Raw genomic sequence first — 15,488 nt, 5'->3', positions numbered from 1 at the left:
CGAGAATAGTTCTTCTAATTAAACTTTTTTTGCAGTAAATACAAAATAAAAACCAGTCAAAATAAATGGAATACTCAACCATTGTCCTGTTGATAATAGTCCTAAAGCATTTTCAAAGCCGCCTTGACTTTCTTTAACAGATTCGACTACAATTCGAACCGAAAATAATAACACTAAAAACAATCCAAATAAATAGCCTGATTTTCTACGCGCTTCGGTTTTCCAATACAAGAAAAACAAAATAGCAAAAACAAAAATATAACAGAATGCCTCGTACAATTGTGTAGGGTGTTTGGCAGGAACTTGTTCTAAAAGGGTTGCAAATTTCGGATCCGTAGCAATGGCTTTATAGGCTTCGTTTGGATCTGTAATTTGAGTAGCATTGACAGCATCTCTTGGGCTGAAATAATCTCGGATGAATTTGATTCCAAAAGATGACGAAGTTTCTTTTCCTATAATTTCTGAATTAAAGAAGTTGCCAATTCGAACAAAAATAGCCCCGCTCGCTACTGGAATCACAATTCGGTCTAAAATCCACAATTGTGGTTTTTGTAAAATATTTTTGCTGTAAAAATACATGGCCAATATAATTCCGATAGCAGCACCATGGCTCGCTAATCCTTGAAATCCTGTAAAATGAAAGCTAGGCTCGAATTTAACCGGCAGTAAGATTTCCAATAAATTGTTTCTGAAATACTCCCAATCGTAAAAGAAAACGTGTCCCAAACGTGCGCCAGCCAAAGTAGCTAACACCGTCCAAATGAATAATGAATCTAGTTTTTCAATGGTTTCACCTTCGCGAACGAATATATGTTTCATGATGTACCAACCCAATCCAAAGGCAATTACAAACATTAAACTGTAATAACGAATCATGAAAAAACCTAAATCAATTCCTTCCGATGGATTCCAAACAAGTGCTGAAGCGTGTGTCATTTGTGTTTTTATTTAGCGTAAAAATAAGGATTTAATTGAATCTATAGTTTGTGTTGGCATTTTTTGGAAGGAACAGGATCATAACCACTTCTACCCCAAGGATGGCAACTCAAAATCCGTTTAGTACCTAAAAACAAGCCGTAAAATAAACCGTGTGTTTTCAATGCTTCGATCATGTACGAAGAACAAGTAGGCTCAAATCGGCAAGCAGCCGGAGTGAACGGAGAAATAGCCACTTGGTAAAAGCGAACCAACATCAAAAAAGGAAAAATGAGAATTTTAGAAAACATAGTTGTATTTTTTGAATGAGTCGCAAAAACTGCAATGCTATTACAAACTAAAAGTGGTTCCTTCCTTGCCGTCTTTCAATTGTATGCCTAAAGCCAATAATTGATCTCTAATTTGGTCAGACAAAGCAAAGTTTTTATTCTCTCTGGCTTGTTTACGCATTTCGATAAGTAGGTTTACCGTACCTTCTAATTTGTCGTTGTTTCCATCAGCAACCTTTTCGTCTTCTAAGCCTAAAACATCAAAAACAAAAGCATTCATTGCGGCAGCAAAAGTTTTCAAATCTTCGGCAGTCAAAGTCTCTTTGCCTTCTTTTAGTACATTTACAAAACGAACACCTTCAAATAATTGTGCAATTAAGATAGGTGTATTGAAATCGTCGTTCATAGCCTCATAGCACAACTGTTTCCATTCGGCAATGTTCAATGTACTTTGAGTAGCAGCGGGAATTGATTCTAAACCACTCATCGCTTCCATCAAACGTTTGTATCCTTTTTCAGCCGCGACAATAGCATCATCTGAGAAATCCAAGATACTTCGGTAATGCGCCTGTAACATAAAGAAACGGGTTACAGAAGCCGAAAAAGCTTTACTTAAAATCGTGTTTTCACCGGTCAAAATCTCTCTTGGCAGAATGTTGTTTCCAGTCGATTTGGCCATTTTTTTGCCATTCAGCGTTAACATATTGGCGTGAAGCCAATAGTTAACAGGAGTTTGTCCTGTACAGGCCTCATTTTGTGCAATTTCACATTCGTGATGCGGGAATTTCAAATCCATTCCTCCACCATGAATGTCAAAATGATTGCCCAAATATTTGGTACTCATTGCGGTACATTCCAAGTGCCAACCCGGAAAACCATCACTCCAAGGCGAAGGCCAACGCATAATATGTTGCGGTTCGGCTTTTTTCCACAAAGCAAAATCTTGCGGATTTCGTTTGTCCGATTGACCGTCTAAATCACGGGTATTGGCTAACATATCTTCAATGTTTCTGCCACTCAAACGCCCGTAATGATTGGTTTCGTTAAATTTTACCACATCAAAATACACCGAACCATTGGCTTCGTAACCAATTCCAGTTTCGATTATTTTCTTGATGATTTCAATTTGTTCAATAATATGTCCCGTAGCTGTAGGTTCGATACTGGGCGGTAAAAAATTAAAAGCACTCAAAATTTCGTGAAAATCCACGGTGTAGCGTTGTACTACTTCCATGGGTTCCAGTTGTTCCAAACGCGCTTTTTTAGCAATTTTATCTTCGCCTTCATCCACATCGTCCACAATATGCCCCACATCGGTAATGTTACGAACATAACGCACTTTGTAATTCAAATGTTGGAAATACCTAAAAATCACATCAAACGACATAAAAGTTCTCAGGTTCCCTAAATGCACATTGCTGTACACCGTTGGGCCGCAAACATACATCCCAACATTTCCTTCGTGAATAGGAGTAAAGACTTCTTTTTCTCCCGAAAGAGAATTGTATATTTTCAGTGGTTGACTTTTATATAATGGCATTTCTATTTTTTTTAGGAGCTTTATCCTGCTGTTCGCTGTATCTTTCCTGCCGAACACCGGCAGTAAAGGATGCCGCTTCCATCAGGGCTAGGGTTTTCTGTTGCTAAAGCTGTTTATTTCTTTAAAATCGAGTTTCTAATTTAATGTAATCCAAAAATTCTCTTTTGGTTTGTGCCTCTTTGAATTTACCTCCAAATTCCGAAGTTACGGTGCTACTTTCAATATCACCAATTCCTCTTGAATTCACACACAAATGTTTCGCATCAATTACACACGCAACGTCTTCGGTACCTAAAGCCATTTGTAATTCTTGTACAATTTGCATGGTCAAACGCTCTTGGACTTGAGGTCTTTTGGCATAATATTCTACAATTCGGTTCATTTTAGAAAGACCAATTACGGTACCATTCGAGATATACGCCACGTGCGCTCTTCCAATGATAGGTAGTAAATGGTGTTCGCAAGTAGAGTAGACCGTAATGTTTTTTTCTACCAGCATTTCGCCGTATTTGTAGTTGTTATCAAACGTAGAAGCCTTTGGTTTTCTGGCAGGATTCAATCCTCCAAAAATCTCTTTGACAAACATTTTTGCCACTCGGTTAGGAGTGCCTTTCAAGCTGTCATCGGTCAAATCCATACCTAGGGTGGTTAGGATATTCTCTACGTCCTTTTTAATTCGTTCAATTTTTTCGTCGTCAGCAATAGCAAAAGCATCATCCCTTAACGGATTTTTCGCATTGGTACTAATATGATTGTTTCCTATTTCGTCTTGAAATTCTTCGTTGTTTATCATTAAAGCTATTGTTATAAAGGGTATGTCAATTCAAGCGGTAAAGATAATTAATAAAATGCAAAAAAAGGAAGCCCTTTTCGGATTTAATCATTGTTTCCACTAAAAGCAAAAAGCAATACTTTTTGAGTATTGCTTTAGTTTATATCTTAAAGTGAAGTTAGCTTATTTATTTTGCTGTTCTACTTGCGTTATACGCAGGAATTGCTTCTTTCAATACCGCTACGGCACGAACTAAATCTTCTTTTTTCAATACGTAAGCAATGCGCACTTGGTTCAATCCCATACCGGGTGTAGAGTAAAATCCACCAGCAGGGGCTACCATTACGGTTTCGCCATTCAAATTATAGCTTTCTAATAGCCATTGTGCAAAATCATCCGTATTGTCCACCGGTAATTCGGCAATGCAATAAAAAGCCGCCTTCGGAGTACTTACTTTTACCCCTTCAATTTTTTGCAATTCGCTAATTAAAGTATCTCTTCGTTCGCGGTATTCGGAGATTACTTCGTCAAAATAACTTTTAGGGGTGTCAATAGCCGCTTCGCAAGCAATTTGCTCAATGGTAGGTGGACAAAGTCGTGCTTGTGCAAATTTCATTGCGGCAGCAATTACTTCTTTATTTTTGGTCACCATACAGCCAATTCGAGCGCCACACATGCTGTAACGTTTCGAAACCGAATCAATCATAATGACATTCTGTTCTACTTCTTTTAAATTCATTACCGAATAATGAATATCGTCTCCGTAAATGAATTCGCGGTACACTTCATCGGCAATTAAGAACAAATCGTGTTTTTTTACTAATTCACCCAACTGAAGAATTTCGGATTCCGAATACAAATACCCCGTTGGATTATTCGGATTACAAATCAAAATCGCTTTTGATTTTGGTGTAATTAATTTTTCAAAATCAGCAATGGAAGGTAATTCAAAACCCGTTTCAAAACCCGAATTAACTGGAACTACTTTGGCAGCAGATTCGGCAGCAAAAGCACTGTAATTCGCATAAAATGGCTCAGGTATAATCAACTCGTCTTCAGGGTCCATGATACTCCCTAGAGCAAATAACAAGGCTTCAGAACCACCAGTAGTGATTAAAATATCTTCGGTGTTTACGTTTACGTTTTGGTTGGTATAGAATTGGGCTAACTTTTTTCGGTAACTTTCATAACCAGCAGAAGGGCCATATTCGATAACGTCTAAATCAATATTTTTAATAGCGTTAATAGCTATTTCAGGACTTTTGATGTCGGGTTGTCCAATATTTAAATGGTACACTTTGTGTCCTTTTTTCTTTGCCATATCAGCAAAAGGAGCCAATTTTCTAATTGGCGATTCTGGCATGGAGTGTCCTCGGGTGGATAGTTTTGGCATGTTTTCAATCTTGAATTGCAAATTTGCAATTTTTTTTCTTAAGTTATTAGAATATATAAGTGTATTTGCTCATAAAAACGCCTTAAAATGTTATATTTTTTAGGTATTTATAGGTTAAATGGAATCTTTGAAGTGAATTGTAAAGCGTTTAAAAATAAAAAAAACGCCCTTTGAATTCAAAAGGCGTTCTCTAATGGATGTCGAAGCGTATTTATTCAACAACTTCTCCTTTTATTTTTAGAGCAATCCTTCCGCCTTCATAATTGGCGGCATTTGATTCTACAGTAATCGTTTTGCGAATGGGGCCAGTGGCCATATTGTATTTTACTTCAATTTTTCCTTTTTTACCAGGTAGAATTGGTGCGTCAGGTTTTGTAGGGACTGTACATCCACAAGTAGAAAGTACATTGGTTATGATTAAAGGAGCGTTCCCAGTATTAGTAAACTCAAAAACGCGAATACCTGAATCAGTGGCTTTGGTCACTTTTCCGTAATCAATCGTGTTTTCTTTAGCAGAAAATTCAATTTTAGCACTTTGTGAAAAACTGATGTTGCTAAACAACGTGAATAAAAGGAGGGCGATTATTTTTTGCATTTTCAAAAATGATTTAAATGTTTAGTAAAGTTAGTTTCTTTTATTTACTCTACAAATTTTTATTTCGCTTTTTATAGTGTACTTAATTATTTACTTTTGTTGCTTATTTAGCTTACAAAATGTAGGCCAAATCATAAAGCGTTATTTCTGAATTTGACATACAATGTCTCAAACCTGAAAATAAACGCTACATAACGATTAAACGAATTTACTATACAATGACAATTCCTGCACAATTCGACGCCAAAACAATTGAACAAAAGTGGTACGACTACTGGATGAAAAACAACTATTTTCATTCGGAACCTGACCACAGAACGCCTTATACGATTGTAATTCCACCACCTAATGTAACTGGAGTGTTGCACATGGGGCATATGTTGAACAATACGATTCAAGATGTGCTGATTCGTAGAGCGCGTTTGAAAGGATTGAATGCGTGTTGGGTGCCAGGAACGGATCATGCTTCTATCGCTACCGAAGCCAAAGTGGTGGCTAAACTAAAAGCCGAAGGAATCAATAAAAACGATTTGACTCGTGAGGAATTTTTAGCACATGCTTGGGAATGGACCGATAAATATGGTGGAGTAATTTTGGACCAATTGAAAAAATTGGGTGCTTCTTGTGATTGGGAACGTACTAAATTCACGATGGATCCAGACATGTCGGCGTCTGTAATTCGCTCGTTTGTTGATTTGTACAACAAAGGCTTGATTTATCGCGGTTACCGAATGGTGAATTGGGATCCAGAAGCGAAAACGACCTTGTCTGACGAGGAAGTGATTTATGAAGAACAACAAGGGAAATTGTATTTTCTTAACTATACAATTGAAGGAAGTAACGACTTCTTGACGGTGGCGACAACACGTCCGGAAACTATTTTTGGAGATACAGCCATTTGTATTAATCCAAACGATGAGCGTTTTACTCATTTGAAAGGTAAAAAAGCTATTGTGCCAATTTGCGGTAGAGTAGTACCCATCATTGAAGATGAGTATGTCGATGTAGAATTTGGTACTGGTTGTTTGAAAGTGACACCTGCACACGACATGAACGACAAAACCTTAGGAGAGAAACACCATTTAGAAATTATTGATATCTTCAATGAAGATGCGACTTTAAATAGCTTTGGTTTGCATTACCAAGGACAAGATCGTTTTGTAGTTCGTGAGGCTATTGCCAAAGAATTAGAAACAGTTGGTGCTTTGGCTAAAACCGAAACCCACTTGAATAAAGTAGGCACTTCGGAACGTACCAAAGCGGTAATTGAACCCCGTTTGTCCGATCAATGGTTCTTAAAAATGGAGGATTTGGTAAAACCAGCCATCAAAGCGGTTTTAGAAGATGGCGAAATTAAATTGCATCCAAAACGTTTTGATAATACCTATGCGCATTGGCTGAATAATATTCGCGATTGGAATATTTCACGTCAATTGTGGTGGGGACAACAAATTCCGGCCTACTATTATGGTGATGGAAAAGAAGATTTTGTAGTTGCCGAAACCATTGAAGCAGCGCTTGAGTTAGCAAAACAAAGAACCAACAACCCACAACTGACAACAGACAACTTGACTCAAGATGTCGATGCTTTAGATACTTGGTTTTCTTCTTGGCTGTGGCCAATGGCGGTTTTTGGAGGTATTATGAATCCTGAAAACGAAGATTTTAACTACTATTATCCAACGAATGATTTGGTAACCGGACCGGATATTTTGTTTTTCTGGGTAGCGCGAATGATTATTGCAGGTTACGAATACACGGGTAAAAAACCATTTACGAATGTGTATTTAACGGGTTTAGTACGTGACAAACAAAGACGTAAAATGTCTAAATCATTAGGAAACTCTCCAGATCCTTTGGATTTGATTGATAAATTTGGTGCTGATGGTGTTCGTGTGGGCTTGTTGTTGAGCGCTTCGGCAGGAAACGACATTATGTTTGATGAAGAATTGTGTAACCAAGGAAAAGCGTTTACCAATAAAATTTGGAATGCATTCAAACTGATTAATGGTTGGGAAGTATCAGATGCTATTCCGCAACCGGAATCGTCTAAAGTAGCAATTGAATGGTATGAAGCCAAATTGCAGCAAACCCTTTTAGAGATTGAAGATAATTTTGAAAAATATAGAATTTCAGACGCTTTAATGGGTATTTATAAATTGGTTTGGGACGATTTCTGTTCTTGGTTTTTGGAAATGATCAAACCAGGATACCAACAACCAATTGATAGTCTGACTTTGGCGAAAGCCATTGAAATGTTGGAAAACAATTTGAAATTATTACACCCATTCATGCCTTTCTTGACAGAAGAAATTTGGCAATTATTGGCTGAAAGAACTAAAGAAGAAGCGTTGATTGTTTCGACTTGGCCAACAATGAAACCATTTAATGCCAATTTGATTACTGATTTTGACAACACTATCGAAGTGATTTCGGGCATTAGAACGATTCGTAAAGACAAGAACATTCCGTTCAAAGATACCATTGAATTGAAGGTGGTGAATAACGATAAAGCTTCAACTTATTTTGATGCAGTAGTAAGTAAGTTAGGTAACATCACCGCTTTGGACTATGTGTCGGATAAAGTGGATGGAGCGTTATCTTTCCGTGTGAAATCAAATGAATATTTTATTCCAATTACTGGAAATATCAATGTAGAAGAAGAAATTGCTAAATTGACTGAGGAGCTGAATTACACCAAAGGATTCTTGAAATCCGTACAAGGAAAATTATCGAATGAAAAATTTGTGGCAGGTGCGCCAGAAAAAGTAATCGAAATGGAACGCAAGAAAGAAGCGGATGCTTTGGCAAAAATTGCAACGATTGAACAAAGTCTAGCAGGATTGAAATAAGTTCTGTCTTTGGAATAAAAAAATCCCGTTCTAAATCAGAACGGGATTTTTTATGAATTATAGCAAAAATTAACCTAATAAAAATAAGAAAAGTAGAGGAAAAATAATTCCTGCAACGGCTAGTTTCCAACCGCGCTGTTTCCAGCTGAATTTACCTGCTTTGATCATAATAGTTCCAGTTAAGGCAATAATGATTAGGCTTATTGCAAATATATCTGAATAGTAAATCCAAAAATTTGAGGTGTTCTTATGCAATTGCATAGTTTGACTAATAATTGGTGTTTTGAAGAATGAGATAATTTCACCCTTACCTGTTTTGAGGTCAATTTCTACATCTTGGTTTTCGAAAGACATTCTGAATTCTCCTTTTTTAACCATATGTCGTCTCATTTTACCCTCTATACCTAGTTGTTTGCCTAAATCTTCGGCATATTTTTCGTTGATATCACTTTCTGCGGGTAATTTAACTTCAATGGCTTTAGTTTCAATAGTATATTTTTCAGGGTGCCACATTTCACGGTGATTCATTAGAAGTCCAGAAAAGGCAAAGGAAACAATTAGTCCGATATAAAAATAGCCTAAGTCACGGTGTAAGTTTCTCCAATTGATTTTTTTCATAGTATTATGGTTTTAATTTTTTTAATCACTTTAATATAGACTAGGTTAATATGAAAAGGTTTAATTAGAATTTGTATTTTATGCTCGTCATAATTTGGCGAGGAGCAATTGGATTAACGCTATAATTTTCGTGAACAGTGTAATTTAGTTCGTTTGTGATATTAGAAAGTTTACATAAAATACTCCATTTTTTCCAAGCGTAACCTGTAGATATATCGATGGTGGTATATCCTTGCAACGGAATATCTCTGTCGTTGATGGTTATTGCGCCCGTTGTAGCGTTAACCACATATTGATCGTTCCAACCACCAAAACGATCTCCAATATAGTTTCCAATAGCTCCAATAGAAAGTCCTTTTAGTTTTCCTGTAGGAATGTTATAAAAGAAACTCAAATTGGCTGTGTTGGCTGGAGTTCTTACCAATCTGTCGCCTTCTATAAAACCACCGTTGACTTTATTGGTTTTAGAATAGCGACTGTCGTTATAGCTGTATCCAGCTGCAATATTTAATCCCTCTATTGGTTTTGCGGCAATGTCAATTTCGATTCCTTTACTCTTGGTTTCGCCGTTTAAAACTTTTATAGTAGTGTCGGTATTTGGTGTAATTCCATCGGCTTTGAATTCGGCGGTTTGTGCTAAATTACTATTGGTTATTTGATACACCGTAACATTGGTACTCCATATTCCGTTCCAAAAATCTTTTTTAACACCTATTTCATATTGATCAATAATGGATGCGGCGATTGGTTTTAAATCGGCTGTTGTTCCTGTATTTGGCGTAAACGAATTAGAATAACTGGCAAAAACAGACGAATTTTTATCAGGTTGGTAAACGAAACCAATTTTTGGAGAAAAAGCCTTGTCTTTTAGTTTTGTGCCTTTTGTAATAGTAACTGGATTGACAGTTAATTTATGAGTTGCGGCTTCTGCTTCTTGCCAAGACCAACGAATTCCTGCTAACATTTTAAATTTTTCCGTAAACGAAATTAAATCTTGGGTATATATCCCAAAACGGTTGGTAGTAGTAACTACTTTTTGGGTATTCGTAGCATTGGGTTCTGTAGTTATTTGATTGTCTGGATTAAAACTAAAGACATTAATGGTGTCGTAATTTACAGGTGAGAATACAAAAGTGTGAGCTGTAGCAACCGAATTTTCATAATCAATTCCAGAAAAGATTTGGTGTTTGATTGTACCGGTTTTGAAACAACCTTGCAAACTGATTTGTTCCCCTAAAATAGCTTCTACGTTTTTATTTTGACCTAGTGGACGGCTCCAAGTTCCATTGGTATTGGTAATTTGAATACGCTCTGTCCCTTTCCATTCACGGTCATAATTTTGATATGACGAATTGAAATTCAGTTTCCAATTTTTATTAAACGAATGATTCAATACTACAGAAGCACTTGCAGTCTTGGTATTTCCGTTGGACCATAATGCTCCGTAATAATTGCTTCTTGTTACTTCAAAAATTTGCTTTCCGATGAGTATTGTCCCAAAATCAGGTGTCCAATTATCGTTCATCAAATCTCCTTGTACGGTAAGCTGTGTTTTTGCATTCAAATTAAATAAGAAAGAAGGGTTGATGTAATAGCGTTCTCTTTTGACCACATTTCTAAAACTTTCAGAATTTTCATAAGAAGCATTAAATCGGTAAGCAATAGATTTGTTTAAGGGGCCGTAAAAATCAATAGAAGGTTTGTAAAACGAATAACTTCCTATTTGCATAGCAATTTCTCCTCCTTTTCTGAATGAAGGGGTTTTGGTTACCAAATTTAAGATTCCTCCAGGAGCTACGTTTCCGTACAATAATGCTGAACCTCCTTTTAAGAATTCTACTTTTTCAAGAGAAGAAACTTCTGGAATGGAGCCTGAATTGTATCGAAATCCGTTTTTGAACATATTATTGGCCGACATATCATAACCTCTTGACCAAAACGATTCTTGTGCGCCACCCCGAGCAGAACCCACATAGACACCATTCGCATTTTTAATTACTTCGCTCAAGCGAATGGCTTGTTGTTGTACAATAATTTCATTATCAATGATTTGTATACTTTGCGGAATATCCATTGGTTTCAAACCAGAACGGACAGCACTTACTTTTCGTTTGTTCGGACTTTCTTTTATTACGATTACGATTTCTTTGAGTGTTTCCATTTGCTCTTCTAAGGTAAATGTCACTTTGTTAATTTCATTGGCGACTACTTTTATGTCTTGTGTTTGTTTTTTTAAACCATCCGCTTCAATGGTAATAGTGTGTAAACCAACAGGAAAGTTGTCAAATCGAAACATACCTTTATCATCGGTTTTAGAGATTGAGGTTTTCTTCCCTAATTTAATGGAAACTCCCGAAAGAGGATAGCCATCTTTAGAAATAATCTTACCTTCAATAACACCTGTTTCTTGAGCGTTGCAAAAAATAGTTGTAATTAATACAATAAATAGAATGTTAATTTGCTTTTTCATAATCGTTTATTTGGAATAATTAAAAATAACGATGCAAATATAAAAGCAACATTTGTATTATCAAAGTTTATTTAGATTAAATCTTAATAATATTTTTAAAAGATTTTTTGTGGTGTTGAAAATCAGTTTTTTAGGAAATAAAAAACCTTGCTTTTTGGAGCAAGGTTTGATGTGTTTGGTATAAAATGGTGTTGATTTATTTTACTTTCGTCATTTTGAATTGCTCCGAAACTACTTTTTTAGCTTGAGTTCCTGAGATAGCAATGGTAATAACTGTTTTTGAATTGCGTTGGTATTTGATTTTTTGTGGATAGTCGTTTTGGAGGTTCTCAAAAACTAATTCATTTTCCGTTTCTGAAATCAATGGAAACAAAATAGGTTTGTCGTTGTTTTGTCCTTTGATAGTAGTTTCATACACTAACTCTCCCTCTTTTTCTACTAAACGAATAGCTTCAAAATGCAAGGTGTCTTTTTCTTTGATGAAAAAAGAACCCGCCGCTAAAGTGCTGTCGTTTGGTTTGGTCCAATTTTCAGTTAGGATTCCTTCTTCTGATGTATTCTCCCATTGACCGATAAGCCATTCATTTGCTTTTAGTTTTTCGTTTTTAGACGTAGTAGTACAAGAAAATAGTAGCAAACTTAGTGATGAAAAAAGAATGAATTGACGCATTTTGTTGAATTTAAAGTGTTGTTGAAACGAATACAATATTAGGAAAAAGTTGGTAATTAAACTAAGATATCTATGATGTGCTTTTCTGCTGTAGTTTATGTCAAATTATAAATTGATTTTGTTGAATTTTATTCAAGTATAGTCTACGTAAAAACTGCTTTTGCTTTTTGTTTATTGGATTTTTAATGTTTTTTCAGAATCGGAAGTTATTACACCTCTAATATTGTTTTTTTCTTTTTTTATAGTAATATCAATTGTAAAATGAGATTTGTCTTTTACTATTTGATTTTCCAAAATGTTAAATTCTACAAAACCATTTCCATCTCCAATTGCTTTTATATTTTGGCTCTCCATATTCAAAGAAACAATTTCATCTACTGTAAATTTAGCAAGATTATTTGTTACACTTTTCAACGTAAATTTTTTGGTTATTAAGACTTTAATTTGTTCTCCATTTGTTGGAATATTCATGGGAATTTTATAATCAAAACTATCACCAATTTGTAGCGGGTTTTTAGGGAAATCAATGTCTGGTTTTAAATCTTTAAAAACGGATTTTAGTGCATTTTTTATCTGTGGGTCAAGATTAGGATTTATAATAGTGTCTATTTTGAATTTACTATCTTCAGATAATAAGCCTTTAATAATTGTTTTAGATATTGGACTCAATACTTCTTTTCCAGCACCAGAAACTATTACTTCACCAAAATTCATTGTTGTTGGAAATAATCCATTACTGTTAGCATTCTCAGTATTTGTTACTCTTGTAATTCTCGATATACTTGAACTTTTTGTGGTTTTATTATTAATTGTTGTTTCGTTAATTGAAGAAATATCCATTTGAAGTGAATATGTTTTTTTAGGATGTATTTTACTTGTAAAACTAAAAGTTTCTTGACAATAAGAATATGATGTAATTGAAATTAAAAATAGGGTCAAATATTTTTTCATAGAATTCTACTTAAGTTTATAAGGGGCTTGTTTTAGATGTACTCATATCTAGTTTTTCAAATATACAAAAATTCTATATTAACCTTTAAAAGTGTATGAATAAGGAATTTATTTATAATTAGAAATTTTCAACTGAAAATCCAAACTCTTAGCCCAGATGGTAGCGGCATCCTTTTTATTTTTTTTGCAGCGTAGCTTGTCGAAGCGCAAAAAAATAAAAAGATATAGCGTACAGCTGGAACTAGCTCCAAAAAATCTGAGCTTCGGAAATTAATTCTGCAATCTTTTTTGTATTTTTGCCGTCCAAATAAAGGAAAAATAAGATGTTAGATAGACTTCAAATAGTAAAGCAACGTTTTGATGAGATTTCGGATTTGATTATTCAACCCGATGTGATTTCAGATCAGAAGCGTTATGTGCAATTGAATCAAGAATATAAAGGGTTGAAAGCCTTGGCCGAAAAACGCGACGAGTATGTTTTGTTAATGGCGAATATTGATGAAGCCAACGAAATTATTACAGATGGATCTGATGCTGAAATGGTAGAAATGGCTAAAATGCAATTAGATGAAGCTAAAGAGCGCTTGCCAGAACTAGAAGAAGAAATCAAATTCATGTTGATTCCTAAAGATCCTGAAGACGCTAAGAATGTAATGGTAGAGGTTCGTGCAGGAACAGGTGGAGATGAGGCGAGTATTTTTGCTGGTGATTTGTTCCGTATGTACACGAAATATTGTGAAGGAAGAGGGTGGAGAACCTCTGTGGTGGATATGAACGAAGGTACTTCGGGAGGATTTAAAGAGGTTATTTTTGAGGTTACCGGAGAAGATGTATACGGAACTTTGAAGTTTGAAGCAGGAGTGCATCGTGTGCAACGTGTACCACAAACAGAAACACAAGGACGTGTACACACATCGGCCGCTACAGTAATGGTTTTACCAGAAGCAGAAGAATTTGATGTGCAAATTGATATGAATGATGTTCGTGTGGATTTCTTCTGTTCGTCAGGGCCTGGTGGTCAATCGGTAAATACAACTAAATCAGCCGTTCGTTTGACACACATTCCAACTGGATTGGTGGCACAATGTCAAGATCAGAAATCGCAACATAAAAATAAAGATAAGGCGTTAACTGTTTTACGTTCTCGTTTGTACGAAATGGAATTGGCAAAGAAACAAGAAGAAGATGCGTCTAAGCGTACTTCTCAAGTAAGTTCAGGTGACCGTTCTGCTAAAATCCGTACCTATAATTATGCGCAAGGTCGTGTAACAGATCACCGCATTGGGTTGACATTATATGATTTGGGTAACATCATGAATGGTGATATTCAGAAAATTGTTGACGAATTGCAATTGGTTAACAATACGGAGAAACTAAAAGAAGCTAGCGAAGTTTTTTAGTCTAGTTGGTTTGCCACAGATTAAAGGATTAGGATGATTTTAAAATAATATGTTATAATCGGTGCAATCAGTGGCAAAAAAACATTAAATTTAAAATAAATCAAATGCCATACTTAAATTAAGTTTGGCATTTTTTTTAACACTTTGCGAACTTTGCGAAAAACTTTGCGAACTTTGCGGTTAAATATACAACAATGACAACACAACAATTAATTGACCAAATCCAACTTAAAAAATCATTTCTATGTGTAGGTTTGGATGTGGATTTGAATAAGATTCCGAAACATCTATTGGAAACAGAAGATCCTATTTTTGAATTCAACAAAGCCATTATTGATGCTACGCACGATTTAGCAGTTGCCTACAAACCCAATACGGCTTTTTATGAAGCTTACGGAATTAAAGGTTGGTTGTCTTTAGAAAAAACAATTCGTTATATTAACGAAAACTACCCCGCTATTTTTACCATTGCCGATGCTAAAAGAGGCGATATTGGGAATACGTCTTCGATGTATGCCAAAGCATTCTTTGAGGATTTGAATTTTGATTCGGTAACCGTAGCGCCGTATATGGGTAAAGATTCGGTAGAGCCATTTTTAGCTTTTGAAGACAAACACACGATTATGCTGGCGTTGACTTCGAATGAAGGTGCGTTTGATTTTCAAACTTTGAATGTCAATGGAACGGAATTGTACAAGCAAGTTTTAGAAACATCTAAAACTTGGAAAAACAGTCACAACTTGATGTATGTTGTGGGTGCAACCAAAGCAGAATATTTTACGGAAATTCGGAAAATAGTTCCTGATAGTTTTCTATTAGTTCCTGGAGTAGGAGCGCAGGGAGGAAGTTTATCCGAAGTTTGTAAATACGGAATGAATGCCCATGTAGGCTTGTTGATTAATTCGTCAAGAGCTATTATTTATGCTTCTAATGGGACGGATTTTGCCGAAAAAGCAAGAGCTGAAGCTTTGCAAATGCAGCAAAAAATGCAGGCTATTTTGAGCTAACGTAGTTTTAATTTC

Annotated in this window: 13 protein-coding genes; 3 read left to right on the top strand and 10 right to left on the bottom strand. The window is 35.6% G+C overall.

Features of this window, described 5'->3' with window-relative positions; genetic code table 11:
- Nucleotides 1-18: 18 nt before the first annotated feature.
- From lgt to Q0L65_RS09435, 6 genes are all read right to left on the bottom strand, one after another.
- Nucleotides 19-936: a prolipoprotein diacylglyceryl transferase gene (gene lgt, locus Q0L65_RS09460; RefSeq protein ID WP_296685676.1), complete on the bottom strand. Its 918-nt coding sequence runs from the start codon at nt 934-936 to the stop codon at nt 19-21.
- 41 nt (nt 937-977) lie between these two features.
- Nucleotides 978-1,226 carry a membrane protein insertion efficiency factor YidD gene (yidD, locus tag Q0L65_RS09455; protein ID WP_296685675.1) on the bottom strand — a complete coding sequence of 83 codons (249 nt, stop codon included), beginning with the start codon at nt 1,224-1,226 and terminating at the stop codon, nt 978-980.
- A 40-nt stretch (nt 1,227-1,266) separates the two neighbouring features.
- Complete coding sequence (gene cysS / locus Q0L65_RS09450) at nt 1,267-2,745, bottom strand: cysteine--tRNA ligase (RefSeq protein ID WP_296685673.1); 1,479 nt, start codon at nt 2,743-2,745, stop codon at nt 1,267-1,269.
- Nucleotides 2,746-2,866: 121 nt separating this feature from the next.
- Nucleotides 2,867-3,538 carry a GTP cyclohydrolase I FolE gene (gene folE, locus Q0L65_RS09445; protein WP_296685672.1) on the bottom strand — a complete coding sequence of 224 codons (672 nt, stop codon included), beginning with the start codon at nt 3,536-3,538 and terminating at the stop codon, nt 2,867-2,869.
- A gap of 166 nt (nt 3,539-3,704) precedes the next feature.
- The gene (locus Q0L65_RS09440; protein ID WP_296685670.1) at nt 3,705-4,910 is read right to left on the bottom strand and encodes a pyridoxal phosphate-dependent aminotransferase; all 1,206 of its coding nucleotides are present in this window, start codon (nt 4,908-4,910) and stop codon (nt 3,705-3,707) included.
- A 211-nt stretch (nt 4,911-5,121) separates the two neighbouring features.
- Nucleotides 5,122-5,505 (bottom strand): DUF1573 domain-containing protein, encoded by a 384-nt coding sequence (locus tag Q0L65_RS09435; protein WP_296685668.1) that lies wholly within the window; start codon nt 5,503-5,505, stop codon nt 5,122-5,124.
- Nucleotides 5,506-5,723: 218 nt separating this feature from the next.
- On the opposite strand from Q0L65_RS09435, the gene Q0L65_RS09430 reads away from it, so the two are divergent.
- Entirely contained in the window at nt 5,724-8,357 is a 2,634-nt protein-coding gene (locus tag Q0L65_RS09430) for a valine--tRNA ligase (RefSeq protein ID WP_296685666.1), read from the top strand.
- 69 nt (nt 8,358-8,426) lie between these two features.
- Here Q0L65_RS09430 and Q0L65_RS09425 read toward each other — a convergent pair whose 3' ends face one another.
- From Q0L65_RS09425 to Q0L65_RS09410, 4 genes are all read right to left on the bottom strand, one after another.
- A complete protein-coding gene (locus Q0L65_RS09425) occupies nt 8,427-8,975 on the bottom strand; it encodes a PepSY-associated TM helix domain-containing protein (protein ID WP_296685663.1) in 549 nt (182 codons plus the stop codon).
- Nucleotides 8,976-9,039: 64 nt separating this feature from the next.
- Complete coding sequence (locus Q0L65_RS09420; RefSeq protein ID WP_296685661.1) at nt 9,040-11,445, bottom strand: TonB-dependent siderophore receptor; 2,406 nt, start codon at nt 11,443-11,445, stop codon at nt 9,040-9,042.
- Nucleotides 11,446-11,641: 196 nt separating this feature from the next.
- Nucleotides 11,642-12,115, bottom strand: a complete 474-nt coding sequence (locus Q0L65_RS09415; RefSeq protein WP_296685659.1) for a DUF6265 family protein — start codon at nt 12,113-12,115, stop codon at nt 11,642-11,644.
- Between the two features lie 171 nt (nt 12,116-12,286).
- On the bottom strand, nt 12,287-13,066 hold the full coding sequence (locus tag Q0L65_RS09410; RefSeq protein WP_296685657.1) for a hypothetical protein: 780 nt from the start codon (nt 13,064-13,066) through the stop codon (nt 12,287-12,289).
- 323 nt (nt 13,067-13,389) lie between these two features.
- On the opposite strand from Q0L65_RS09410, the gene prfA reads away from it, so the two are divergent.
- Together prfA and pyrF are read left to right on the top strand one after the other, a co-directional pair.
- Nucleotides 13,390-14,466 carry a peptide chain release factor 1 gene (prfA, locus tag Q0L65_RS09405; RefSeq protein WP_296685655.1) on the top strand — a complete coding sequence of 359 codons (1,077 nt, stop codon included), beginning with the start codon at nt 13,390-13,392 and terminating at the stop codon, nt 14,464-14,466.
- Nucleotides 14,467-14,660: 194 nt separating this feature from the next.
- Nucleotides 14,661-15,473 (top strand): orotidine-5'-phosphate decarboxylase, encoded by an 813-nt coding sequence (gene pyrF / locus Q0L65_RS09400; RefSeq protein WP_296685653.1) that lies wholly within the window; start codon nt 14,661-14,663, stop codon nt 15,471-15,473.
- The last annotated feature ends 15 nt before the right edge of the window (nt 15,474-15,488 follow it).

This window comes from Flavobacterium sp. (genome assembly GCF_024642105.1).
Taxonomy (GTDB): Bacteria; Bacteroidota; Bacteroidia; order Flavobacteriales; family Flavobacteriaceae; genus Flavobacterium.
The sequence above is the reverse complement of the archived record's forward strand: the minus strand, read 5'-3'. Positions and strand labels throughout refer to the sequence as shown.

Excerpts from the sequence above, each read along its gene's own strand:
- lgt (WP_296685676.1), bottom strand. The coding sequence starts at position 936 with ATGACACACGCTTCAGCACTTGTTTGGAATCCATCGGAAGGAATTGAT.
- yidD (WP_296685675.1), bottom strand. The coding sequence starts at position 1,226 with ATGTTTTCTAAAATTCTCATTTTTCCTTTTTTGATGTTGGTTCGCTTT.
- cysS (WP_296685673.1), bottom strand. The coding sequence starts at position 2,745 with ATGCCATTATATAAAAGTCAACCACTGAAAATATACAATTCTCTTTCG.
- folE (WP_296685672.1), bottom strand. The coding sequence starts at position 3,538 with ATGATAAACAACGAAGAATTTCAAGACGAAATAGGAAACAATCATATT.
- Q0L65_RS09440 (WP_296685670.1), bottom strand. The coding sequence starts at position 4,910 with ATGCCAAAACTATCCACCCGAGGACACTCCATGCCAGAATCGCCAATT.
- Q0L65_RS09435 (WP_296685668.1), bottom strand. The coding sequence starts at position 5,505 with ATGCAAAAAATAATCGCCCTCCTTTTATTCACGTTGTTTAGCAACATC.
- Q0L65_RS09430 (WP_296685666.1), top strand. The coding sequence starts at position 5,724 with ATGACAATTCCTGCACAATTCGACGCCAAAACAATTGAACAAAAGTGG.
- Q0L65_RS09425 (WP_296685663.1), bottom strand. The coding sequence starts at position 8,975 with ATGAAAAAAATCAATTGGAGAAACTTACACCGTGACTTAGGCTATTTT.
- Q0L65_RS09420 (WP_296685661.1), bottom strand. The coding sequence starts at position 11,445 with ATGAAAAAGCAAATTAACATTCTATTTATTGTATTAATTACAACTATT.
- Q0L65_RS09415 (WP_296685659.1), bottom strand. The coding sequence starts at position 12,115 with ATGCGTCAATTCATTCTTTTTTCATCACTAAGTTTGCTACTATTTTCT.
- Q0L65_RS09410 (WP_296685657.1), bottom strand. The coding sequence starts at position 13,066 with ATGAAAAAATATTTGACCCTATTTTTAATTTCAATTACATCATATTCT.
- prfA (WP_296685655.1), top strand. The coding sequence starts at position 13,390 with ATGTTAGATAGACTTCAAATAGTAAAGCAACGTTTTGATGAGATTTCG.
- pyrF (WP_296685653.1), top strand. The coding sequence starts at position 14,661 with ATGACAACACAACAATTAATTGACCAAATCCAACTTAAAAAATCATTT.